A 21,935-nucleotide genomic window follows, 5' to 3' on the forward strand; every position below is an offset into this window, starting at 1 on the left:
AAGGCAGACACAGCATGAGAGAACCCCAGACCAAGGCGACGACGCCGTGCCATCGTGGCCGGCCGCCGTCGGGAAGCTACACCGCCCGAAGGAAGAACTCATGACCAACCCGTACGTCCCGCTGCTGATCATGGGCCTGCTCGCGCTCGTGATGGGCCTGGCCGGGCTCGCCTCCAGCGTGGTGATCGGCCCGAAGCGGTACAACAAGGTGAAGGTGGACGCCTACGAGTGCGGTATCCAGCCCTCACCGCACGCGGCGACCGGTCGCTTCCCGGTGAAGTACTACATCGTGGCGATGACGTTCATCATCTTCGACATCGAGGTCGTGTTCCTCTACCCGTGGGCGGTCTCGTTCTCCGAGCTCGCCACCTTCGGGCTGATCGCAATGCTCACGTTCCTCGTGCTGATCACCGTGCCGTTCGTCTACGAATGGCGCCGTGGCGGCCTGGACTGGGACTGAGGAAGGAGGAGAAACCATGGGACTCGAAGACAAGCTTCCTAGCGGATTCATGCTCGGCAAGGTGGAGGACCTGGTGGGCTGGGTCCGCAGCTCATCGATGTGGCCGGTCACGATGGGTCTGGCCTGCTGCGCGATCGAGATGATGGCCACCGGGACCTCCCGGTTCGACATCTCCCGGTTCGGCATGGAGGTCTTCCGGGCCTCGCCGCGCCAGGCGGACCTGATGATCGTCTCCGGTCGGCTCAGCCACAAGATGGCCCCGGTGATCCGCACCGTGTACGACCAGATGAGCGACCCGAAGTGGGTCATCTCCATGGGTGTGTGCGCCTCCTCGGGTGGCATGTTCAACAACTACGCGATCGTGCAGGGTGTGGACCACGTGCTCCCGGTCGACGTGTACCTGCCCGGCTGCCCGCCGCGGCCGGAGATGCTGATCAACGCCATCCTCGAGCTGCACGAGCAGGTCGTGAAGAACGAGCCGCTCGCCGGCAACCGGGCCGAGGTGCGCGCCAAGGTTGAGGCGGCGGCGCTCGAGGCTGTGCCGACGCACCAGATGAAGGGGCTGTTGGCGTGAATGTGAGCGCGAGGAGCCGTCAGATTCCGCCGCAGGCACGGACGACGAGGAACGAGTTGTACCGGAGCGAGGCACCGCAGTGTTCGCGCAAGGAGGGCGTCGCGTGACGGACGGGGAGAACAAGGACGAGGTGACCAGCCCGGCCCAGGAGGCGCAGGAGGCTGGTTCGCAGAATCTCGAGCAGGTGACCCAGCCCGGCGGGCGAGCCCCGCTGGACGTCGTCGAGGTCCGCTCCGGCATGTTCGGCGTCAGTGGCACCGGAGACACCTCCGGCTACGGTGGTCTGCAGCGTGTGGTCGCCCTTCCGGGAGCGTCGTCGCGCCCCTACGGCAGCTACTTCGACGAGGTGGTCGACATCCTCGCCGAGGTGCTCGGCGAAGCCGGTGTGGCCTACGACGACGCGGTCGAGAAGGTGGTGGTGTTCCGCGACGAGTGCACGCTGTTCGTGCGGCCCGAGCACCTCCCCGTGGTGGCCCGTTCGTTGCGGGACGATCAGGACCTGCGGTTCGAGCTGTGCCTGGGCGTCTCCGGGGTGCACTACCCCGGGGACGAAGGTCGTGAGCTGCACGCCGTGTACCCGCTGTTCTCGATCACGCACAACCGGGCGATCCGGCTGGAGGTGGCCGTCTCCGACGCGGATCCGCACTTGCCGACGATCGTCGACACCTACCCGGCCAACGACTGGCACGAGCGTGAGGCCTGGGACTTCTTCGGGATGATCTTCGACGGGCACCCCTCCCTGGCTCGTATCCAGATGCCGGACGACTGGCCCGGCCACCCGCAGCGCAAGGACTACCCGCTCGGCGGGATCCCGGTCGAGTACAAGGGCGCCGAGGTACCGGCACCCGACAACCGGAGGTCGTACAACTGATGACTACGCCACCCACCTCTCCCGCCGCCGGCCCGCAGGCGACCGGCCCGGCCGGTGCCGCTGACGGCGCCCGCGAGTACACCGCCAGCGGCGGCGACTGGGAAGAGATCAGCGCCGACGCCGAAGCCAATGCGGACGAGCGGATCGTCGTCAACATGGGCCCGCAGCACCCGTCCACGCACGGCGTGCTCCGGCTCGTGCTGGAGATCGAGGGCGAGACCGTCACCGAGGCCCGGGGCGGGATCGGCTTCCTGCACACCGGCATCGAGAAGAACATGGAGTACCGCACCTGGACTCAGGGCGTCACGTACTGCACCCGGATGGACTACGTGGCTCCGTTGTTCCAGGAGGTCGCGTACTGCCTTGCGGTGGAGAAGCTGCTCGACATCACCGACGACGTGCCGGAGCGGGCCAGCCTGATCCGGGTGCTGATGATGGAGCTCAACCGGATCTCCTCGCACCTGATCGCCCTCGGCACCGGCGGGAACGAGCTCGGCGCCACCACGATGATGACGATCGCGTTCACCGCGCGTGAAGAGATCCTGCTGATCTTCGAGGCCATCACCGGCCTGCGGATGAACCACGCCTACATCCGCCCCGGCGGGGTCGCCACCGACCTCCCCCCAGGTGCTACCCAGCAGGTCCGTGAGTCCATCCCGACCATCCGGGACCGGATCGCGCAGATGGAGAAGCTGGCGCTGAAGAACCCGATCTTCCTCGGCCGGTTGCAGGGGGTGGGATATCTGCCCCTCGCGGGCGCGATGGCTCTCGGCGCCGCCGGACCGATCCTGCGGTCGGCGGGGCACCCCTTCGACCTGCGCAAGACGCAGCCGTACTGCGGGTACGAGACCTACGACTTCGAGGTCCCGACCCATACCGACGCCGATTCCTACGCCCGCGTGGTGCTCCGGTTCAAGGAGATGCGGGAGTCGCTGAAGATCGTGCAGCAGGTGCTGGACCGGTTGGAGGCGCAGGACCGCACGGGCAAGCAGCCGGTGATGGTGGCGGACAAGCGGATCGCCTGGCCCGCACAGCTCTCCGTGGGCAGCGACGGTCAGGGCAACTCGCTGGACCACATCCGCAAGATCATGGGCACCTCGATGGAGGCGCTGATCCACCACTTCAAGCTGGTCACCGAGGGCTTCCGGGTGCCGGCCGGGCAGGTGTACCAGCAGATCGAGCACCCCAAGGGTGTGCTCGGGGTGCATCTCGTCTCCGACGGCGGAACGCGCCCGTATCGCGCGCACTTCCGTGATCCGTCGTTCAACAACCTGCAGACTCTCGGGATGATGTGCGAGGGAGGTTCGATCGCCGACGTCGTGGTCGCCGTCGCATCGATCGACCCGGTGATGGGAGGGGTGGACCGCTGATGGCCACGACTACGACCCGCTACTCCGGCGACGTCCTGGAGCGCCTCCGGAGTGACGCCCAGGCGATCCTGGCGCGCTACCCGGAACCTCGGTCCGCGCTGCTGCCGCTGCTTCACCTCGTCCAGTCCGAGGACGGCTACGTCAGCCCCGCGGGCATCGGCTTCTGTGCCGATGTGCTCGACCTCTCCCGCGCATCGGTCTCGGCCGTGGCCACGTTCTACAGCCAGTACAAGCGCCACCCCAACGGCACCTACACCGTGGGCGTGTGCACGAACACGCTCTGCGCCGTGATGGGCGGGGACACGATCTTCGACCACCTGGCCGACAAGCTCGGCATCGGGCACGACGAGACCACCGAGGACGGCACCATCACCTTGGAGCGGGTGGAGTGCAACGCCGCCTGCGACTACGCCCCGGTGATGATGATCAACTGGGAGTTCTTCGACAACCAGACTCCCGCCTCGGCTGCCGAGACGGTGGACAAGCTGCTCGCTGGCGAGCCGGTGGCCCCCACCCGCGGTGCGCACAGCGTGGCCACCTTCAAGGAGGTCTCCCGGGTGCTCGCCGGTTTCGACGACGGTCGCGCCGATGAGGGCACCGGCGCCGGTCACGCCAGCTTGGTGGGGCTCGACCTTGCCCGCAAGAACGGCTGGCATGCTCCCGGTGCGGATGCGGAAGAGCACGCGGACGCGGGCGGTCCGGAGACCGCCGCGAAGGCCGCCGAGTCCGGCACCGACCCCGTCGGCGACGAGGGCTCCAGTGCAGAGCGGAAACCACGCACACCGTCGGACACCTCGGCCGAGACGGTGGCCGAGACTGACGAGAAGGGGACCAACGCATGAGTGCCCTCGCACCGATCTTGAGCGACATCTGGGACGCGCCGCAGTCCTGGAAGTTGTCGACCTACGAGTCCCGGCACGGCTACGAGGGCCTGCGCAAGGCCCTGGAGACCGACCCGGCCGAGCTGATCACGATGGTCAAGGACTCCGGGCTGCGTGGCCGAGGTGGCGCCGGCTTCCCCACCGGGCTCAAATGGAGCTTCCTGCCCAAGCCCGACGGTGGCCCGCGCTATCTCGTGGTGAACGCGGACGAGTCCGAGCCGGGCACCTGCAAGGACATCCCGCTGATGCTGGCGAACCCGCACTCCCTCATCGAGGGCGTGGCGATCACCTCCTTCGCGATCGGCAGCCACCACGCGTTCATCTACCTGCGTGGCGAGGTCGTGCACGTGTACCGGCGGCTGCTGGCCGCCGTCGCCGAGGCGCGCGAGGCGGGCTTGGTCGGCAAGGACGTGCTTGGTACCGGCTATGACCTGGAGATCACGGTGCACGCCGGTGCCGGTGCCTACATCTGCGGGGAGGAGACGGCGCTGCTGGACTCCCTCGAGGGCCGGCGCGGTCAGCCGCGACTGAAGCCGCCGTTCCCGGCTGTGGCCGGCCTGTACGCCCGGCCCACCGTAGTGAACAACGTCGAGTCGATCGCCTCCGTTCCCGGCATCATCCGCCACGGGGTGGACTGGTTCGCCTCGATGGGCACCGAGAAGTCCAAAGGCCACGGCCTGTTCTCGCTCTCCGGGCACGTCACCAAGCCCGGCCAGTACGAGGCGCCACTGGGGATCACCTTCCGCGAGCTGCTCGACATGGCCGGTGGCATCCGGGACGGGCACCGCCTGAAGTTCTGGACCCCGGGCGGGTCGTCCACCCCGATCCTCACCGACGAGCACCTGGACGTGGTGCTCGACTACGAGTCCGTCGGTGCCGCCGGTTCGATGCTCGCCACCCGCGCCCTGCAGGTCTTCGACGAGACCACCTCGGTCGTGCGGTGCGTGACCCGCTGGATCGACTTCTACCAGCACGAGTCCTGCGGGAAGTGCACACCCTGCCGGGAGGGCACCTTCTGGTTGAAGCAGATCCTGCAGCGTATCGAGGCAGGTCAGGGCACCGAGTCCGACATCGATCTGCTGCTCGACGTGGCCGGCAATATCGAGGGACGCTCCTTCTGCGCCCTGGGTGATGCTGCCGCGACCCCGGTCAAGAGTGCGATCACCTACTTCCGCGACGAGTTCGAGCAGGGTCTGCACACCCCCGCCTGGGAACTGTTCCCCTATGAAGCCAACGCCGCTATCGGAGTGACGTCATGACCGCTCCCACCACCACGACCAACGACGCCGTCAGCAAGCCCGACGACGTCACCCTCACCATCGACGGGGTCGAGGTCTCGGTACCCAAGGGCACCCTGGTGATCCGCGCCGCCGAACAGATCGGTGTGCAGATCCCCCGGTTCTGCGACCACCCACTGCTCAAGCCTGCCGGTGCGTGCCGCCAGTGCCTGGTGGAGGTGGCCGCGCCGGACCGTGAGGGCAACGTCCGCCCGATGCCGAAGCCACAGACCTCCTGCACCCTCGAAGTCATGCCTGGGATGCAGGTGAGCACCCAGCATTCCTCGGAGGTGGCGGAGAAGGCGCAGCGCGGGCAGATCGAGTTCCTGCTGATCAACCACCCACTGGACTGCCCGGTCTGCGACAAGGGTGGCGAGTGCCCGCTGCAGAACCAGGCACTCTCGAACGGCAGCGGCACCTCCCGGTTCACCGGGGTGAAGCGCACCTTCCCGAAGCCGATCAAGATCTCCACGCAGATCCTGCTGGACCGCGACCGGTGCATCCTGTGCCAGCGCTGCACCCGGTTCTCCGACGAGATCGCCGGTGACCCGTTCATCGACCTGCAGGGTCGTGGCGGTGGCACCCCGGGCGACGATGGGCACGGACTGCCGGCCCAGCAGATCGGCCGCTTCGACGAGGCCATCCTGGACTTTGCCGGTGGCGAGGAGGCAACCGACGACGGCAGCGTGGGTCCGGGCGGGCGAGCCGCCCTGGTCGCCGGCACCGGGGACAGCACCCCGACGATGGGTGAGGCAGCCCTGGACGTCTCGGGGCGCCCGTTCGCCTCCTACTTCTCCGGCAACACAGTGCAGATCTGCCCGGTGGGTGCGCTGACGTCGGCGGCCTACCGGTTCCGGTCCCGGCCGTTCGACCTGGTCTCCTCACCGTCGATCGGCGAGCACGACGCCTGCGGCAGCGCGATCCGGATCGACCACCGGCGTGATGTGGTGCTGCGCCGGCTCGCCGGTGACGACCCGGTGGTGAACGAGGAGTGGATCACCGACAAGGACCGCTTCGCCTTCGCGTGGCAGAGCGCACCGGACGTGCTCACCAGCCCCTTGGTCCGCGACGAGTCCGGCGAGCTGGTGCCGACCAGCTGGTCCGAGGCCGTGCACCTGGCTGCGCGAGCCCTGACGGCGGCGCGGGCGGACGCCGGAGGCGCCGGCATCGGTGTCCTGCCCGGCGGCCGACTCACTGTGGAGGACGCCTACGCGTGGTCCAAGTTCGCCCGCGTGGTGCTGGGCACCAACGATGTGGACTTCCGCGCCCGGGCGCACTCGGCGGAGGAGGCCGACTTCCTCGGCCACCGGGTGGCCGGTCACGGGATGGACGTCACCTTCCGTGACCTGGAGAGCACCTCCGAGGTGCTCCTGGTCGGGTTCGAGCCCGAGGAGGAGGCTGGCACCATCTTCCTTCGGCTGCGCAAGGGAGTCCTCGCCGGGGACGTGCACGTCAGCGCCATCGCTCCGCTCACCACGCGCGGGAGCACGAAGCTGCGCGCCGATGTGCTGCACACCGCACCGGGCGGAGAGGCCGAGGTGCTGAACGCCCTCGCCGACGGCGTCCCGTCCGAGGGTGCAGAGAGTTCTGAGCCGTTGGCCGCCCTCGCCGAGCAGGTCCGCACCGAGGGTGCGGTGATCCTCGCGGGGGAGCGCCTCGCCGGCGTCCCGGGTGCGTTCACCGCGTTGCTGCGACTGGCCGAGGCCACGGGTGCGCGGGTGGCCTGGGTGCCTCGCCGGGCCGGCGACCGGGGCGCGGTGGAAGCGGGACTGTTGCCCCATCTGCTGCCGGGGGGACGCCCGGTGGCGGACGCTCAGGCCCGGGTGGATGTCGGCGCCGTCTGGGGCGTGGACTCACTGCCCGAGACCCCCGGCCGTGACCTCACCGGCATCCTCGAGGCTGCCCGCGATGGCGACCTGGGTGCGCTCCTGGTGGGCGGTGTGGATCTGGAGGACCTCCCGGACCCGGCGCTCGCGGAGGAGGCACTGGCAGCCGTCGGAACGGTGATCCAGCTCGAGGTGCGCCGCTCCGCCGTCACCGATCACGCGGACGTGGTGCTCCCGGTGGCACCACCGACCTACAAGGGCGGCACCTTTCTCACCTGGGAAGGGCGGCCCCGGCCGTTCGACGCCGTGTTCGAGGGCCGGCTGAGCGACGCTCGCGTCCTGGACATGGTGGCCTCGGCCGCCGGAGCCACGCTCGGGGGACGCAGCCTCGAGGCGCTGCACGCGGAGCTGGCCGAGTTCAGCGGGTGGGACGGTGCCAAGCCGGCAGCCCCCACCGTGGAGCCGGCTGCCCCCGCAGAGACGGACCCGAGAGTCGGGGCCGGTTCGGCTGTGCTGGCGACCTGGCGGATGCAGCTCGACTCAGGGCGTGGTCAGGACGGCGAGCCACATCTGGCCGGGACGGCCCGTCGACCGGTTGCGCTGCTTTCTGCAGCGACTGCCGCCGAGGTCGGTGTCTCCGACGGTGACGGGCTCCGCGTGAACGGACCCAGCGGCTCCATCGAGCTCCCCGCCACCATCACCACGATGCCGGACCGGGTGGTCTGGCTGCCGCAGCACTCACCAGGCTCCTCGGTGCACCGGATGCTCGGTGCCGGGGCCGGGTCTGTGGTGGACCTGACCGCCCTCACCACGGAGGTGCAGCGATGAACGCCCCGGTCCTCGCCAGTACCGGCGCTGCCGACTTCTCCGGCGACACGATCGGCCTGATGTTCATCAAGGCCGCCGCGATCCTGATCTTCCTTCTGCTCTCGGTGCTGTTCGCGCTGTGGTTCGAGCGCCGGATCATCGGCCGGTTCCAGCAGCGACTCGGCCCGAACGTGCGTGGCCCGTTCGGTCTGGCGCAGTCGATCCCGGACGCCCTGAAGCTCCTGCTCAAGGAGGACATCACGGTCAAGGGCGCCGACAAGGTCATCTATTTCCTGGCGCCGATGATCTCGGTGTTCTGCGCCTTCATGATCTTCGCGATCATCCCGTTCGGGCCCGCGGTACAGATCCCGTTCACCGACATCGTCACCCCGTTGCAGCTCACCGATCTGCCGGTGTCCGTGCTGTATTTCCTCGGCATCGCCGGGCTCGGCGTGTACGGCATCGTGCTCGGTGGCTGGTCCTCGGGCTCGACCTACCCGCTGCTGGGCTCGGTACGGTCCACGGCACAGATCATCTCCTACGAGCTGGCGATGAGCCTGTCCCTGGTCAGCGTGCTGATCGTCTCCGGATCGATGTCCACCTCCGAGATCGTGGACTCGCAAACGCAACTCTGGTGGTCCATCGCACTCGCCCCCGCCTTCGTGATCTATCTGATCTCGATGACCGGCGAGGTGAACCGGCTCCCGTTCGACCTCCCGGAGGCCGAGGGTGAACTGGTGGCCGGGTACACCACCGAGTACTCGTCGATGAAGTTCGCGTGGTTCTTCCTCGCCGAGTACATCAACATGCTGAACGTCTCCGCTATCGCCACCACCCTGTTCATGGGTGGTTGGCGGGCGCCGTGGCCGCTGTCCAGCATCAACGACGGCATGTTCAACGAGGGCTGGTGGCCACTGCTGTGGTTCCTCATCAAGCTCTGGGGCTTCATGTTCTTCTTCGTGTGGCTGCGTGCCACCCTGCTGCGGTTCCGCTACGACCAGTTCATGCATCTCGGCTGGAAGGTCCTGATCCCGATCTCCCTCGCCTGGGTGGTGGGCGTCGCCGTGATCCAGGGCGTGCGTCAGTTCACCGACATCAGCCTGCAGACACTGTTGTTCGTGCTCGCCGGAGCGTTGGTGGTCTTCGCCGTGGTGCTGATGCTGATCCCGGAAAAGAAGGACCCGGACGCCGACGCCGATACGAGCAAGGCCGGCGCAGGCAAGACCGGTGCAGGCAAGGCCTCGTCCACCAAGGACGGCAAGCCAGGAAAGACCAAGGCACCCGCGTTCGATGCCTTCGCCGACGGCTACCCGGTGCCCCCGATGCCGGGGCAGAACCTGCCTCCCTCGCCCCGGAAGGCGAAGGTGACTGCACCGGCGGCCGAGAGTGCAACTGAGAAGGAGAAGACCGATGGCTGACTCCAAGCGGTCGAACCCGCGCAAGGACGTCGACAAGCAGAAGAACGCGATCGGCGCCACGTACGACGTGAACACCTTCGATGTGGACGGCGACAGCGAGAAGAGCGCGTTGGAGGAGATGTTCGCGCCGGTGGCCGGCTTCGGGGTGACGATGGCCTCGCTGTTCCGCCCGGTGGTGACCGAGCAGTACCCCTTCGAGAAGGTGCCGACGGCCCCGCGATATCACGGTCGACACCAGCTGAACCGCCACCCCGACGGGTTGGAGAAGTGCATCGGGTGTGAGCTGTGCGCCTGGGCTTGCCCGGCGGATGCCATCTACGTGGAGGCCGGCAACAACACCCCGGACGCCCAGTATGCGCCGGGGGAGCGGTACGGCAAGGTCTACCAGATCAACTATCTGCGGTGTATCTTCTGCGGCCTGTGCATCGAGGCCTGCCCCACCCGGGCGTTGACGATGACGAACGACTACGAGATGGCTGGCACCTCGCGGGCCGGAATGATCTTCGAGAAGGAGCAGTTGCTGGCGCCGCTGCGCTCGGGGATGCTCTCCGCCCCGCACCCCATGGCTGAGGGCACCACCGACGGTGACTACTACCGTGGCGCCGTGACCGGCCCCAGCGAGGAGCAGGTGGCCTGGGTGGCCGAGAACCGCCCGGACGACCCGAGCCTGGACTCCGCCGCGAGCGCGGCGGAGTCGTCGTCGACCGCGAAGCCCGAGGGAGGGTCGCGATGAACGAGCTCGTCCTCTCCACGGGCGAGGGGGTGCTGTTCTGGGTGCTCGCCCCGCTGAGCGTGCTCGGCGCGCTGTCGCTGCTGTTCGCCAAGCGCCCCGTGCACATTGCGGTGAGCATCGCCGGAGTGATGGTCTCCCTCGCCGTGCTGTACTTCGCCCTGGAAGCCCCGTTCCTGGGGGCTGTGCAGGTCGTCGTCTACACCGGCGCGGTGATGATGCTCTTCCTGTTCGTGATCATGCTGATCGGCGTGGATTCCCGGGAGTCGCTCACCGAGACTCTCGCTGGTCAACGCTGGCTCGCCGTGCTCGGCGGGATCGGCCTGCTGGCCTTGATGATCGGCATCGTCACCCGGGCCACGTTCGCTGCACCGGTCGGCCTGGCCCCCGCGAATGCTGACACCAACCCGGTGGGAGTGGCCCGGCTGATCTTCGGCGACTACGTGTTCGCGTTCGAGCTCACGGCCGCCCTGCTGATCACGGCAGCGCTCGGTGCCCTGGTGCTCAGCCACCGCCGTCGGCTGGGACCCAAGCACGGGCAGAAGGAGACGGTCGAGCGCAAGCTCACCGCGTTGAAGACCGACGGATCCATCTCCGGCATCATCTCCAAGCCGGGCCCCGGGGTGTACGCACGCACGAACTCCGCCGACATGCCGGCGATGAGCGCGACCGGGGAGACCTTGGACGCCTCCATCACCACGGTGCTGCGGGTGCGTGGTCAGGTGATCCGCGACGGTGAGGCGATCACGGAGACCGGTCGCGTGGCGATGATCGCCTCCGGATCGCCCGTGGTGGATACGACCGATGAGGCACACGCCGAGGACGACGGTCAACTCCCGGAGGACACGCTGCCGGAGGCACCTGACCGTGACGCTCCCGGCAGTGACGACGCATCGAATGAGGGGGGCGAACGATGACTCTGGTTCACTACCTGGTGCTCTCCGGGATCCTGTTCACGATCGGGACGGTGGCCGTGCTCGTGCGGCGCAACGCCCTGGTGGCGTTCATGGGTGTCGAGCTCATGCTCAACGCCGCGAACCTGATGCTCGTGACCTTTGCCCGGATGCACGGTGACCTGCAGGGGCAGGTGATCGCCTTCTTCGTGATGGTGGTCGCCGCCGCCGAGGTGGTCATCGGTCTGGCGATCATCGTGTCCATCCACCGAACCCGCGGGTCAGCGTCGCTCGATGACGTCAACCTGCTGAAGAACTGATAGGGGCCGGACAGCTGTGGAAATGACGCCCTTGACCGATCTCGCCTGGCTGCTGATCGCCATCCCGCTGGCGAGCGCCGCCGTGCTGCTGGTCGGCGGCCGCCGCACCGACGCCTGGGGGCACTGGCTCGGTGTGCTCGCCGCCGGCGCTGCGGCCGTGCTCGGAATCGCCATCCTGGTGGAGCTGCTCGGGCTGCCGGGCGAGGACCGCGTGGTCAACCTCCATCTGTTCTCCTGGATCCCCGCCGGTGACCTGAGCGTCGACGCCGGACTGCTGGTGGATCCGCTCTCGATGACGTTCGTGCTGCTGATCACCTTCGTCGGTGCGCTGATCCACATCTATTCTGTGGCGTACATGGAGCACGACGCCGCACGCCGTCGGTTCTTCGCCTACCTGAACCTGTTCATCGCAGCGATGCTGGTGCTGGTGCTGGCCGACTCCTACGCGCTGCTGTTCGTCGGCTGGGAAGGGGTGGGGCTGGCCTCCTACCTGCTGATCGGGTTCTGGAACCACAACACCACCTACGCGGTCGCGGCGAAGAAGGCGTTCGTGATGAACCGCGTGGGTGACATGGGCATGCTCGTCGCGATGATGCTCATGTTCGCCTCGATCGGCGCGGTGGACTTCGAGACTGTCTTCGCGGCAGCGCCAGGAACCAATGAGGGTGTGCTGACGGCGACCGGCCTGATGCTCGTCCTCGCCGCCTGTGGCAAGTCGGCCCAGTTCCCGCTGCAGGCCTGGCTCGGGGACGCGATGGCCGGCCCCACGCCGGTCTCGGCGCTCATCCACGCCGCCACCATGGTCACCGCCGGTGTGTACCTGATCGTGCGCTCGGCGCCGGTCTTCGAAGGGGCGCCCACCGCGCAGCTGGTGGCCGCGATCATCGGTGCGATCACCCTGCTGTTCGGTGCGATCGTCGGTTGCGCGAAGGACGACATCAAGAAGACCCTCGCCGCCTCCACGATGAGCCAGATCGGCTACATGGTGCTCGCCGCCGGGCTCGGACCGATCGGGTACGCCTTCGCGATCTTCCACCTGGTCACGCACGGCTTCTTCAAGGCCGGGATGTTCCTCGGCGCCGGGTCCGTGATGCACGGGATGGGCGACGAGGTGAACATGCGCGGCTTCGGCGCACTGCGCCGTTCGATGCAGATCACCTGGATCACCTTCGGTGCCGGGTGGCTCGCGATCCTGGGGATCCCGCCATTCTCCGGCTTCTGGTCCAAGGACAAGATCATCGAGGCCGCCTTCGTCGGTGAGGGCTGGCAGCCGTGGGTGTTCGGCCCGGTCGCGCTGCTCGGCGCGGGGATCACCGCCTTCTACATGTCCCGTCTGTTCTTCATGACCTTCCACGGCAAGGCGCGCTGGAACGATGGAGAAAATGATCGGCCCGGACCTGTGCAACACCCGCACGAGTCGCCGCTGCTGATGACCGTTCCGATGATCGTCCTCGCGGTCGGGTCGGTGGCCCTCGGCGGTGTGCTCGCCATCGGGAACACGTTCACCAGCTGGCTCGAGCCGGTGACCGGGCACGTCGAGCACCACGCCCCGGTGTTGCCGGTCAACGTGTTGATCGTCTCCACCGTGGTGATCGTGCTCCTCGGCGCCTTCCTGGCCTGGCGCCAGTTCGGTGCCGCTGCCGTGCCGGTCACGCCGCCCGAGGGCTCCGTGCTCACTCGCGCCGCCCGCGTGGACCTGTACCAGGACGCCGTGAACGAGGCGGTCTTCGCCACCCCGGGGGAGCGGACCACCGAGGTCCTCACCGAGGCGGACACGTCCGTGGTCGACGGCGCAGCCCGGGGCCTGGGGTCCGGTGCGGTCGGTCTGGGCGAATGGTGGCGCCGCACCCAGAACGGGTTCGTCCGCAGTTACGCCTCAGTCATGGCCGTCGGTGTCGTGCTCGCCGTTGTCGTCGTCCTCGCCACGCGAGTTTAGAGTCGGAGGATCCATGACTTCCACCATCACTGATCTGCCCTGGCTCTCCTTGCTCGTGGCGGTGCCCGCGCTGGCTGCCGCCGTGATCTGGTTGGTTCCCGGAGTGCAGAAGGTCGCCCGCCCGTTGGGGCTGGTCGTGAGCCTGCTGGTGCTCGCCGGAGCGATCGCCATGGTTCCCGGCTTCGACGCCGGGGGCGGGTACCAGTTCACCGAGACCTACTCCTGGATCCCTGCGATCGGGGCCTCCTGGGCGGTGGGCATCAACGGCCTCGGCCTGGTGATGATCCTGCTGGCCGTCGCGCTGGTGCCGATCGTGATCGGCGCCGCCTGGAACGAGGTCGCGCTCCCGGCGAGCGCGGGCGAGGGTGAGGGGAGCGCGAAGGCGCTGGACCGCCGTCGGGCAGGCTATGTGGCCCTGGTGCTGGTGCTCGAGGCGATGATGATCGCCATCTTCGCCGTCCGGGACCTGTTCTCCTTCTACGTGGTCTTCGAAGCGATGCTGATCCCGGTCTACTTCATGATCGGTGTCTTCGGTGGCCCGAACCGGCGCCCGGCAGCGATGAAGTTCCTGCTGTACTCCCTCGCGGGTGGCCTGGTGATGCTGGCCGGCGTGATCTACCTGCTGGTGCAGACCGGTGGTGGTGAGGGTGCCCTCCTGCTCGACAACCTTGCCGGTGCGTTGGAGGGGAACTACACCGCCCAGCTGTGGGTGTTCCTCAGCTTCCTGCTCGCGTTCGCGATCAAGGCGCCGATGGTGCCGGTGCACACCTGGCTGCCGGACGCTGCCGCGGAAGCACCACCTGGCACCTCCGCCCTGCTGGTCGGGGTGCTGGACAAGGTGGGCACGTTCGGCATGATCGCCATCTGCCTGCCGCTGTTCCCGGACGCGGTGGCGAACGTGGCGCCCTACCTGATCGTGCTGGCGATCATCTCCATCGTCTACGGCGGCATCCTCGCCATCGGGCAGCGCGATCTGATGCGCCTGATCGCCTTCACCTCGGTCTCGCACTTCGGTCTGATCGTGCTCGGCATCTTCGTGGGTACGCAGACGGCGATGACCGGATCGATGATCTACATGGTCGCCCACGGCGTCTCCACGGCGGCCCTGTTCCTGGTGGCCGGGTTCCTCACCCAGCGCGGCGGGTCGCAGCAGATGTCGGCCTACTCGGGGATGCAGCGCGTGGTCCCCGTACTGGCCGGGGTGTTCCTGATCTCCGGTCTCGCCACCCTCGCTCTTCCCGGCCTGAGCGGGTTCGTGCCGGAGTACCTCGTCCTGCTGGGCAGCTTCGAGGCCAACGCCGCCGCCGGCGTGTTCGCGGTGATCGGTGTGGTGCTCTCGGCGCTGTACATCCTGCTCGCCTACCAGAAGGTGTTCACCGGTCCGGTGGCCGAAGGGTCTGGGGAACTCGCCGATCTGAGCGGACGGGAGCGATGGACCATGGTTCCGCTCGTCATCGCCATGCTCGCGCTCGGCTTCTTCCCTGGCCCTGTGCTGGACCTGCTGACCCCGGCCGCTGACCAGTTCGCCGCGATCCTCGGGAGCCCGTCATGAACCAGTTCGTCCCGCCGTCGATCGACTGGGCGGCTCTGGTCCCCCTCCTGATCGTGTTCGGCGCCGCTGTGCTCGGGGTGCTGATCGAGGCGTTCGTGAAGGATTCCGTGCGCCGGGTGGTGCAGGTCTCGCTCTCTGTGGTCACGCTCGGTGCCGCCCTGGTGGCCGTGGCCTGGCGGTGGACGGTCGTGCAGTCCCAGGGCCCGGCCGAGCTGATGGGCGGGGCGCTCCTGGAGGACGGGCCCGCGCTGCTCGCCCAGGGCATCGTGCTGATCTGCGCGTTCGTGGGGATGCTCGTGATCGCCGACCGCTCGGGCGGCGAGGACGGCTTCACGCCGACGGCGGCGGCCGTGCCCGGGTCCGCGTACGAGGCGCTGGCGCGCCGGATGGGCCTGGTGCAGACCGAGGTCTTCCCGCTGGTGCTGTTCTCCGTCGGTGGCATGCTCGTCTTCCCCGCGGCGGGTGACCTGCTCACCCTGTTCATCGCGCTCGAGGTGCTCTCCCTTCCGCTGTACCTGCTTGCCGGACTGGCGCGGCGCCGTCGCCTGCTCTCCCAGGAGGCGTCCCTGAAGTACTTCCTGCTCGGGGCGTTCTCGTCCGCGTTCTTCCTGATGGGCGTCGCCCTGCTGTACGGGTACTCCGGCTCGGTCCGGTTCGCCGACCTCGCGGCTGCGGTGCCGGCGATGGTGGGGATGGACACGGTGCTGCTGGCCGGCGTGGTGCTGGTGCTGGTCGGCCTGCTGTTCAAGGTGGGTGCCGTCCCGTTCCACTCCTGGGTGCCGGACGTGTACCAGGGATCGCCCACGTCGATCACCGGCTTCATGGCCGCGTGCACGAAGATTGCGGCTTTCGCGGCGATGGTGCGGTTCGTCTACGTGGTGGCCCCAGGCCTGGAGTGGGACCTGAGCCCGCTGCTGTGGGGGATCGCCATCCTCACCATGATCGTGGGCACGGTGCTCGCGATCGTGCAGTCCGACATCAAGCGGATGCTCGCCTACTCCTCGGTGGCGCATGCCGGGTTCGTGCTGCTCGGTGTGCTGGCGCTCACCAGCAGCGGCATCAGCTCGGTGCTGGTGTATCTGCTGGTCTACGGTCTGGCCACGGTGGGCGCGTTCGCCCTGGTGAGCCTGGTCCGAGAGCGCGATGCGGAGGGCAACGTCACCGGTGAGGCGACTCGGCTGGATCAGTGGGCCGGGCTCGGGCGCCGGCACCCCGTGCTCGCGGTGTGCTTCACCCTGTTCCTGCTCTCCTTCGCCGGCATCCCGCTCACCGCCGGCTTCATCGGTAAGTTCGCCGTGTTCGCCGCTGCGGTGGAGGGGGGCGCCTGGCCGCTGGTGGTGGTGGCGGTGCTCGCCAGCGCCGCGGCTGCGTTCTTCTACGTGCGCGTGGTCGTGCTGATGTTCTTCACCGAGCCCGACCAGGACGACGCCGCGGCCGACGAGGCCGACCGTGCGATCGACGGAGCTGCGGCCGACGGCGCGCCCGCTGTTGTCTCCACCGGCGTGCGTGCGGCGGTGGTGCAGACCGAGGGGCTGACAGCGGTCGCGGTGGTCGTGTGCGCCATCGGTACCGTGGTGCTCGGTGTGTTTCCCACCCCGATTCTGTCTCTCGCGGCAGAAGCGGCTAAGTTCATTCCGTGACCTCCTCCCTGCCCACCCTCGGCGATACCGAGCTTGAGTCTCGGCTCGCCACCGACCTCGACGAGGTCGAGAGGCGGCTCGTGGCGGCGGCACGCCACAGCGAGAGCATCGTCGACGAGACCTCGCGGCACCTGCTCGCCGCCGGTGGCAAGCGGATCCGACCTGTGCTGGTGCTGCTCACCAGCCAGTTCGGCAGCGGGGTGAACGAGTCGGTGCTGCAGTCGGCAGTGGCCACCGAGCTCACCCACCTGGCCACCCTCTACCACGACGACGTCATGGACTCCGCGCCGTTGCGCCGCGGGGCACCCAGCGCCCACGAGGTGTGGGGCAACTCGGTCGCGATCCTCACCGGAGATCTGCTGTTCGCTCGCGCGTCGAAACTGGTCTCGGACCTGGGGCCACGCGCGGTGCGGGTGCAAGCGGAAGCCTTCGAGCGGCTCGTGATGGGCCAGCTGCACGAGACGCTCGGCCCGGGCGATGGCGAGGACCCAATCCCGCACTACCTCCAGGTGCTCGCCGACAAGACCGGATCGTTGATCGCCGCCGCGGCGTGCTACGGCACGATGCTCAGCGGGGCGGAGGAGTCGGCGCAGCAGGCCGTGATCGCCTACGGCGAGAAGGTCGGCGTGGCATTCCAGCTCGCCGATGACGTGATCGACCTGATCTCCGACGCCGAGACCACCGGGAAGACGCCTGGGACGGACCTGCGCGAAGGGGTGGCCACGATGCCGGTGCTGCTGCTGCGGGCCCGTGCGGCCGCCGGGACCCTCGATGCTAGCGGTGAGCAATTGCTGGCCGACCTCGACGGCGACCTGAGCTCGGACGATGCCCTGGCCGACGTGCTCAGCCGGTTGCGCGCCCACGACGTGCTCGACGAGGCCCGGGAGATGGCCCGCCGGTGGTCCGCCGACGCGGTGGCCGAGCTGACGCCCCTGCCGGAGTCCGCCTCACGTGATGCGCTCGAGGTGTTCGCCGGTCTGCTCGTGGACCGGATGGCGTAGTTTCCCCTGTCCTACCCCGCCCGCGCGACGGGAGCAGGGCGCGCTACTCGTCAGGTCTGGCCAGCCGCGGCATCCGGCGCCCGGCCCGGAACGTGTCCCACGTCAGCAGCACCAGCGCCACCCACACCAGGGCGAACCCGGCCCACCGGCTCGGGTCCATCGCCTCCCGGTAGATCAGGACCCCGGTGAGGAACTGCATCGTCGGGGTGACGTACTGCAGCAGGCCCATCATCGCCAGCGGGAGGCGACGGGACGCCGTCGCGAAGAGCACCAGCGGGACGGAGGTGACGATGCCGGCTGCGATGAGCAGTGCGGCGAGCCCGCCGGTCGGCATCCCGCCGGCGCCAGGGCCGCCGAAAGCGCCCTCGCCCCTCGCGGCGAGCACCACGAGGAAGACGAGCGCCACCGGGCTCAGTACTAAGGTCTCCACTGCCAGTCCGGGCAGCGCCGGGACCCGCGCGCCCACCTGCTTCTTCACCAGCCCGTACCCACCGAAGCTGAGCGCTAGCACGATCGCGATCCACGGGAAGGAGCCGAAGCCGAGAGCGATCACCAGCACGCCTGCCCCGCCGAACCCGACCGCGACCCACTGCGCCGGTCGGAGCCGCTCCCCGAGCACCAGCACCGCGAGCACCACCGTGACCAGGGGGTTGATGTAGTAGCCGAGTGCGCCGTCCACCACGTGCCCGGTGAGTACGGCGAAGACGTAGACGATCCAGTTCGTGCACAGCAACGTCGCGGCGAGAGCCAGACGTGCCGTGATCCGCGGCTGCCGGAGCAGCCCCGTGAAAGCGCCCAACCGGCCGAGTACGGCCAGCAGAGCGAGGCAGGCCACCACCGACCAGACCACACGGTGGGCGACGATCTCGAGCGGCCCTGCGGGTGCCAGCAGCGGGAAGTACAGCGGCAGCAGCCCGAACCAGGCGTAGCCGGCGAACCCGGCGGCGAGCCCGCGAGGATCGAGCCCGTCCGGGCTTCGATGGGTCGCGGTAGGCACGTGCTCAACCTACCGCCCGCCTTGGCGAGGATGACGACGCCCGGGGAGGGACGCCGTCGGGATCGGTGTTCCCGAAAGATGAGACACATCTGCCATACAGCGCTGTCGGTGAGGTCACCCTTAGACTGGGACCTGGTACACGACCACGGGCATGACCGTGCCCCTCCAACGTCCCCGAAAGAGGCATCTCGTCACCGTGCCTACCACCACACCGCTTCGCGTCGCCATCGTCGGTGCCGGCCCTGCCGGGATCTACGCCGCTGACATCCTGTCCAAGACGGACCTCGAGGTCGAGATCGACCTGTTCGAACGGCTGCCCGCGCCGTACGGCCTCGTGCGCTACGGCGTCGCGCCCGACCACCCGCGCATCAAGGGCATCGTCACAGCCCTGTACAAGGTGCTGCAGCGTGGGGACATCCGCCTGATCGGCAACGTCGACTTCGGCAAGGACGTCTCCCTGGAGGAGCTGCGCCGCTACTACGACGCCGTGATCTTCTCCACCGGAGCGATCCGGGACGCGGACCTGAACATCCCCGGGATCGACCTTGACGGAAGCTACGGGGCCGCGGACTTCGTGTCCTGGTTCGACGGGCACCCGGACGTGCCGCGGACCTGGCCACTGGAGGCGCAGCACATCGCCGTGCTGGGGGTGGGGAATGTGGCGCTGGACGTGGCGCGGATGCTCGCCAAGCACGTCGAGGACCTGATGCCCACCGAGATCCCGGCGAACGTGGCCGAGGGGCTGGCGAAGAGCCCGGTCACGGACGTGCACGTGTTCGGCCGTCGCGGGCCGGCACAGGTGAAGTTCACCCCGTTGGAGCTGCGTGAGCTGGGCAAGGTGCCGGACGTGGACATCGTGGTCTACCCGGAGGACTTCGACTTCGACGAAGGATCCGAAGAGGCGATCCGCTCCTCGAACCTGACCAAGCAGGTGGTGAAGACCCTCACCGACTGGACCTTGCGTGACCCGAGCGAGCTCACGGCGTCGCGCCGGATCCACCTGCACTTCCTGCACAAACCGCACGAGGTGCTGGGATCCGATGGCAAGGTGACCGGATTCCGCACCGAGCGCACCGAGCTCACCGGCGACGGGAACGTGCGCGGCACCGGAACCTATGAGGACTTCGAGGTGCAGGCCATCTACCGCGCGGTCGGCTACTTCGGATCTCCACTGCCGGACATCCCGTTCGACGAGGTCGCCGGCGTGATCCCGAACGATGGCGGTCGTGTGCTCGGCGCTGATGGGGACCACATCCCGGGCCTGTACGCCACGGGCTGGATCAAGCGCGGACCGGTCGGACTCATCGGCCACACGAAGTCTGACGCGGCGGAGACGATCCGGCACCTGGTGGAGGACCTCGCCGGTGCCCTGGAGGATGGCTCTCTCGATGCCGCGCAGGACCGCGACCCGCAGGCGATCCTGGATCGCCTCGAGGCCGATGGTGTGCCCTACACCACGTGGGAAGGCTGGGAACTCCTCGACTCCTACGAGCGTTCCCTGGGTGAGGAGCAAGGCCGTGAACGCATCAAGGTCGTTCCCCGTGAGGAGATGACGGAGATCTCCCGCGGAGTGACCGCCCGCGCCTGATCAGGGCCCTGCTCGCACCGAACGGAGCAGGGAGGAACGCGCATGTCGCGCACGTGGATGAACGGTGCGAAGACTGCTGCGCTGTTCGGCGTGCTGTGGGCGGTGGTGCTCGGTCTCGGGGCGCTCGTGGCCTCGGGGACCGGGCGGTCGATCTGGATCTGGGCGTTCGCCGGGGTCGGCGTGGTCGTGACGTTCATCTCGTACTGGCGCTCCGACACCATCGCGATCCGTGCGATGCGCGCACGCCCGGTGAGCGAGGCCGAGGCGCCCGCGATGTATGCGATCGTGCGCGAGCTCTCTACCGCGGCGCGGCAGCCGATGCCGCGGCTGTACGTCTCGCCGACCGATGCGCCGAACGCCTTCGCGACCGGTCGGAACCCGCGGAACGCGGCAGTGTGCTGCACGCTCGGCATCTTGGGTCTGCTGGATGAGCGGGAACTGCGGGGGGTGCTCGCCCACGAGCTCTCGCACGTCTACAACCGCGACATCCTGACCTCCTCGGTGGCGGCGGCGCTGGCCGGGGTGATCACCTCCGTCGCACAGTTCCTGCTGTTCTTCGGCGGGGGAGGACGTGACCGGGGCGCCGGACCGTTGGGTCTGATCGGCATGATCGCCATGGCACTGCTTGCCCCGTTCGCGGCCACGTTGATCCAGCTGGCCATCTCCCGCACCAGGGAGTACGACGCGGACGCCGATGGCGCCACGCTCTCTGGTGATCCGCTCGCCCTGGCCTCGGCCTTGCGCAAGCTGGAGAGCGGGACGGCGGCCCGTCCGTTGCGCCCGGACGGCGACCTGGCAGACGTCTCGCACCTGATGATCGCCAACCCGTTCAAGGCAGGAGCCGTCTCGAAGCTGTTCGCCACACACCCGCCGATGGCTGAGCGCATCTCCCGCCTGGAGGAGATGGCCCGGGGCGGCTGGCAGCGCTGAGCGGACCGGCCGGCGCATGTGTGGTGTGCGCGCGTGCTAGGCGGGTGATTGACGGCTGCGAACACTGCGGCCTACGGTGCAACGATCCCGGTTGCTCGAGCCCCGTCTGGAGCGAACACCATGACCGACGCCTCCTGGCCTGCACCCCCGGTTGTCGACCGAGCCACGTGGCAGGCCGAGATCGACGAGCTCCGGGCCCGCGAGAAGGCGAACACGCGCGAGCGAGACGCCATCGCCGCGGCCCGTCGTCGTCTGCCGATGGTGGCGGTCGATGCCGCGACGCCGCTGCACGGGCCGGACGGCACGACATCGCTGCTCGACGCGTTCGAGGGGCGCAGGCAGCTGCTCGCCTACTTCTTCATGTGGCATCCGGGGCACCCCGCCGCCGAGCAGTGCGGCGGTTGCACCTGGTGCGCCAGCCAAGTGCGGGAACTGTCCTACCTGCACTCCAGGGACATCACCTTCGCGATCCTCTGCAAAGGCCCGTACGCCGAGAGCGTGCGCTACCGCGACTTCCTCGGCTGGCAGACCCCTTGGTACGGCGTACCGGAGTTGTCCCGAACATCTCTGCTCGTCGGTCGGGACCCGTCGATGATGTTCATCGTCTGCTACCTGCGCGAGGGGGACCAGGTCTTCGAGACCTACTGGACCACGCGGCGGGGAGTGGAGGAGCTGGACAACAGTTACGCGTTGATGGACCTGACGCCGTACGGGCGTCAGGAGACCTGGCAGGACGTGCCCCCGGGGTGGCCGCAGCAGGAGTGGCAGCACGCGGGTGGGAACCTCGACGGCCGCCCCATCCCACACTGGCCGCGGCTCGCGGAAGGATGGTCCGACCGTCTGGACGGATGACCGTCGAACCGT

The 21,935-nt window shown here is 68.5% G+C and carries 19 protein-coding genes; 18 read left to right on the forward strand and 1 reads right to left on the reverse strand.

All coding sequences use genetic code 11. The annotated features are described in order from the left end of the window. Positions 1–100: 100 nt before the first annotated feature. The 15 genes from BLU77_RS01055 to BLU77_RS01125 all read left to right on the forward strand — a co-directional run bounded on the left by BLU77_RS01055 (position 101) and on the right by BLU77_RS01125 (position 17,556). Positions 101–460, forward strand: a complete 360-nt coding sequence (locus BLU77_RS01055) for an NADH-quinone oxidoreductase subunit A (protein WP_089771305.1) — start codon at positions 101–103, stop codon at positions 458–460. Between the two features lie 16 nt (positions 461–476). Then, positions 477–1,034 carry a NuoB/complex I 20 kDa subunit family protein gene (locus BLU77_RS01060; protein ID WP_089771306.1) on the forward strand — a complete coding sequence of 186 codons (558 nt, stop codon included), beginning with the start codon at positions 477–479 and terminating at the stop codon, positions 1,032–1,034. A gap of 103 nt (positions 1,035–1,137) precedes the next feature. Continuing rightward, a complete protein-coding gene (locus BLU77_RS01065; RefSeq protein WP_217632338.1) occupies positions 1,138–1,905 on the forward strand; it encodes an NADH-quinone oxidoreductase subunit C in 768 nt (255 codons plus the stop codon). Next, positions 1,905–3,275 (forward strand): NADH-quinone oxidoreductase subunit D, encoded by a 1,371-nt coding sequence (locus BLU77_RS01070; RefSeq protein ID WP_089771307.1) that lies wholly within the window; start codon positions 1,905–1,907, stop codon positions 3,273–3,275. The genes BLU77_RS01065 and BLU77_RS01070 overlap by 1 nt, the downstream gene beginning before the upstream one ends. Then, the gene (gene nuoE, locus BLU77_RS01075) at positions 3,275–4,117 is read left to right on the forward strand and encodes an NADH-quinone oxidoreductase subunit NuoE (protein WP_089771308.1); all 843 of its coding nucleotides are present in this window, start codon (positions 3,275–3,277) and stop codon (positions 4,115–4,117) included. Before BLU77_RS01070 ends, nuoE begins: the two co-directional genes overlap by 1 nt. Next, positions 4,114–5,415: an NADH-quinone oxidoreductase subunit NuoF gene (nuoF, locus tag BLU77_RS01080; protein WP_089771309.1), complete on the forward strand. Its 1,302-nt coding sequence runs from the start codon at positions 4,114–4,116 to the stop codon at positions 5,413–5,415. The genes nuoE and nuoF overlap by 4 nt, the downstream gene beginning before the upstream one ends. After that, positions 5,412–8,087 (forward strand): NADH-quinone oxidoreductase subunit G, encoded by a 2,676-nt coding sequence (locus tag BLU77_RS01085; RefSeq protein WP_089771310.1) that lies wholly within the window; start codon positions 5,412–5,414, stop codon positions 8,085–8,087. The genes nuoF and BLU77_RS01085 overlap by 4 nt, the downstream gene beginning before the upstream one ends. Next, positions 8,084–9,484 (forward strand): NADH-quinone oxidoreductase subunit NuoH, encoded by a 1,401-nt coding sequence (nuoH, locus tag BLU77_RS01090; RefSeq protein WP_089771311.1) that lies wholly within the window; start codon positions 8,084–8,086, stop codon positions 9,482–9,484. The genes BLU77_RS01085 and nuoH overlap by 4 nt, the downstream gene beginning before the upstream one ends. A 118-nt stretch (positions 9,485–9,602) precedes the next feature. After that, positions 9,603–10,217, forward strand: coding sequence for an NADH-quinone oxidoreductase subunit NuoI (nuoI, locus tag BLU77_RS01095; RefSeq protein WP_245708763.1), 615 nt, complete (start codon positions 9,603–9,605; stop codon positions 10,215–10,217). Further along, entirely contained in the window at positions 10,214–11,131 is a 918-nt protein-coding gene (locus tag BLU77_RS01100; protein ID WP_089771313.1) for an NADH-quinone oxidoreductase subunit J, read from the forward strand. The genes nuoI and BLU77_RS01100 overlap by 4 nt, the downstream gene beginning before the upstream one ends. Then, positions 11,128–11,427 (forward strand): NADH-quinone oxidoreductase subunit NuoK, encoded by a 300-nt coding sequence (gene nuoK / locus BLU77_RS01105; RefSeq protein WP_089771314.1) that lies wholly within the window; start codon positions 11,128–11,130, stop codon positions 11,425–11,427. The genes BLU77_RS01100 and nuoK overlap by 4 nt, the downstream gene beginning before the upstream one ends. Before the next feature lie 22 nt (positions 11,428–11,449). After that, a complete protein-coding gene (gene nuoL, locus BLU77_RS01110; protein WP_089771315.1) occupies positions 11,450–13,363 on the forward strand; it encodes an NADH-quinone oxidoreductase subunit L in 1,914 nt (637 codons plus the stop codon). Positions 13,364–13,376: 13 nt separating this feature from the next. After that, positions 13,377–14,915, forward strand: coding sequence for an NADH-quinone oxidoreductase subunit M (locus BLU77_RS01115; RefSeq protein ID WP_245708613.1), 1,539 nt, complete (start codon positions 13,377–13,379; stop codon positions 14,913–14,915). After that, a complete protein-coding gene (nuoN, locus tag BLU77_RS01120; protein ID WP_089771316.1) occupies positions 14,912–16,555 on the forward strand; it encodes an NADH-quinone oxidoreductase subunit NuoN in 1,644 nt (547 codons plus the stop codon). The genes BLU77_RS01115 and nuoN overlap by 4 nt, the downstream gene beginning before the upstream one ends. Then, on the forward strand, positions 16,552–17,556 hold the full coding sequence (locus BLU77_RS01125) for a polyprenyl synthetase family protein (protein WP_089771317.1): 1,005 nt from the start codon (positions 16,552–16,554) through the stop codon (positions 17,554–17,556). The genes nuoN and BLU77_RS01125 overlap by 4 nt, the downstream gene beginning before the upstream one ends. Positions 17,557–17,599: 43 nt before the next feature. Here BLU77_RS01125 and rarD read toward each other — a convergent pair whose 3' ends face one another. Then, entirely contained in the window at positions 17,600–18,553 is a 954-nt protein-coding gene (gene rarD, locus BLU77_RS01130) for an EamA family transporter RarD (protein WP_089771318.1), read from the reverse strand. 151 nt (positions 18,554–18,704) lie between these two features. Between rarD and BLU77_RS01135 the strand changes: the two genes are divergently transcribed. From BLU77_RS01135 to BLU77_RS01145, 3 genes are all read left to right on the forward strand, one after another. Further along, complete coding sequence (locus BLU77_RS01135) at positions 18,705–20,141, forward strand: FAD-dependent oxidoreductase (RefSeq protein WP_089771319.1); 1,437 nt, start codon at positions 18,705–18,707, stop codon at positions 20,139–20,141. A 42-nt stretch (positions 20,142–20,183) separates the two neighbouring features. Then, positions 20,184–21,071 (forward strand): zinc metalloprotease HtpX, encoded by an 888-nt coding sequence (gene htpX, locus BLU77_RS01140; protein WP_089771320.1) that lies wholly within the window; start codon positions 20,184–20,186, stop codon positions 21,069–21,071. Between the two features lie 120 nt (positions 21,072–21,191). Beyond that, the gene (locus BLU77_RS01145) at positions 21,192–21,923 is read left to right on the forward strand and encodes a DUF899 family protein (protein WP_089771321.1); all 732 of its coding nucleotides are present in this window, start codon (positions 21,192–21,194) and stop codon (positions 21,921–21,923) included. Positions 21,924–21,935: the final 12 nt, after the last annotated feature.

Source organism: Ruania alba (assembly GCF_900105765.1).
Classification (GTDB): domain Bacteria; phylum Actinomycetota; class Actinomycetes; order Actinomycetales; family Beutenbergiaceae; genus Ruania; species Ruania alba.

Coding starts and splice junctions, on each gene's coding strand:
- BLU77_RS01055 (WP_089771305.1), top strand. CDS start 101: ATGACCAACCCGTACGTCCCGCTGCTGATCATGGGCCTGCTCGCGCTC.
- BLU77_RS01060 (WP_089771306.1), top strand. CDS start 477: ATGGGACTCGAAGACAAGCTTCCTAGCGGATTCATGCTCGGCAAGGTG.
- BLU77_RS01070 (WP_089771307.1), top strand. CDS start 1,905: ATGACTACGCCACCCACCTCTCCCGCCGCCGGCCCGCAGGCGACCGGC.
- nuoE (WP_089771308.1), top strand. CDS start 3,275: ATGGCCACGACTACGACCCGCTACTCCGGCGACGTCCTGGAGCGCCTC.
- nuoF (WP_089771309.1), top strand. CDS start 4,114: ATGAGTGCCCTCGCACCGATCTTGAGCGACATCTGGGACGCGCCGCAG.
- BLU77_RS01085 (WP_089771310.1), top strand. CDS start 5,412: ATGACCGCTCCCACCACCACGACCAACGACGCCGTCAGCAAGCCCGAC.
- nuoH (WP_089771311.1), top strand. CDS start 8,084: ATGAACGCCCCGGTCCTCGCCAGTACCGGCGCTGCCGACTTCTCCGGC.
- nuoI (WP_245708763.1), top strand. CDS start 9,603: ATGTTCGCGCCGGTGGCCGGCTTCGGGGTGACGATGGCCTCGCTGTTC.
- BLU77_RS01100 (WP_089771313.1), top strand. CDS start 10,214: ATGAACGAGCTCGTCCTCTCCACGGGCGAGGGGGTGCTGTTCTGGGTG.
- nuoK (WP_089771314.1), top strand. CDS start 11,128: ATGACTCTGGTTCACTACCTGGTGCTCTCCGGGATCCTGTTCACGATC.
- nuoL (WP_089771315.1), top strand. CDS start 11,450: ATGACGCCCTTGACCGATCTCGCCTGGCTGCTGATCGCCATCCCGCTG.
- BLU77_RS01115 (WP_245708613.1), top strand. CDS start 13,377: ATGACTTCCACCATCACTGATCTGCCCTGGCTCTCCTTGCTCGTGGCG.
- nuoN (WP_089771316.1), top strand. CDS start 14,912: ATGAACCAGTTCGTCCCGCCGTCGATCGACTGGGCGGCTCTGGTCCCC.
- BLU77_RS01135 (WP_089771319.1), top strand. CDS start 18,705: ATGACCGTGCCCCTCCAACGTCCCCGAAAGAGGCATCTCGTCACCGTG.
- htpX (WP_089771320.1), top strand. CDS start 20,184: ATGTCGCGCACGTGGATGAACGGTGCGAAGACTGCTGCGCTGTTCGGC.
- BLU77_RS01145 (WP_089771321.1), top strand. CDS start 21,192: ATGACCGACGCCTCCTGGCCTGCACCCCCGGTTGTCGACCGAGCCACG.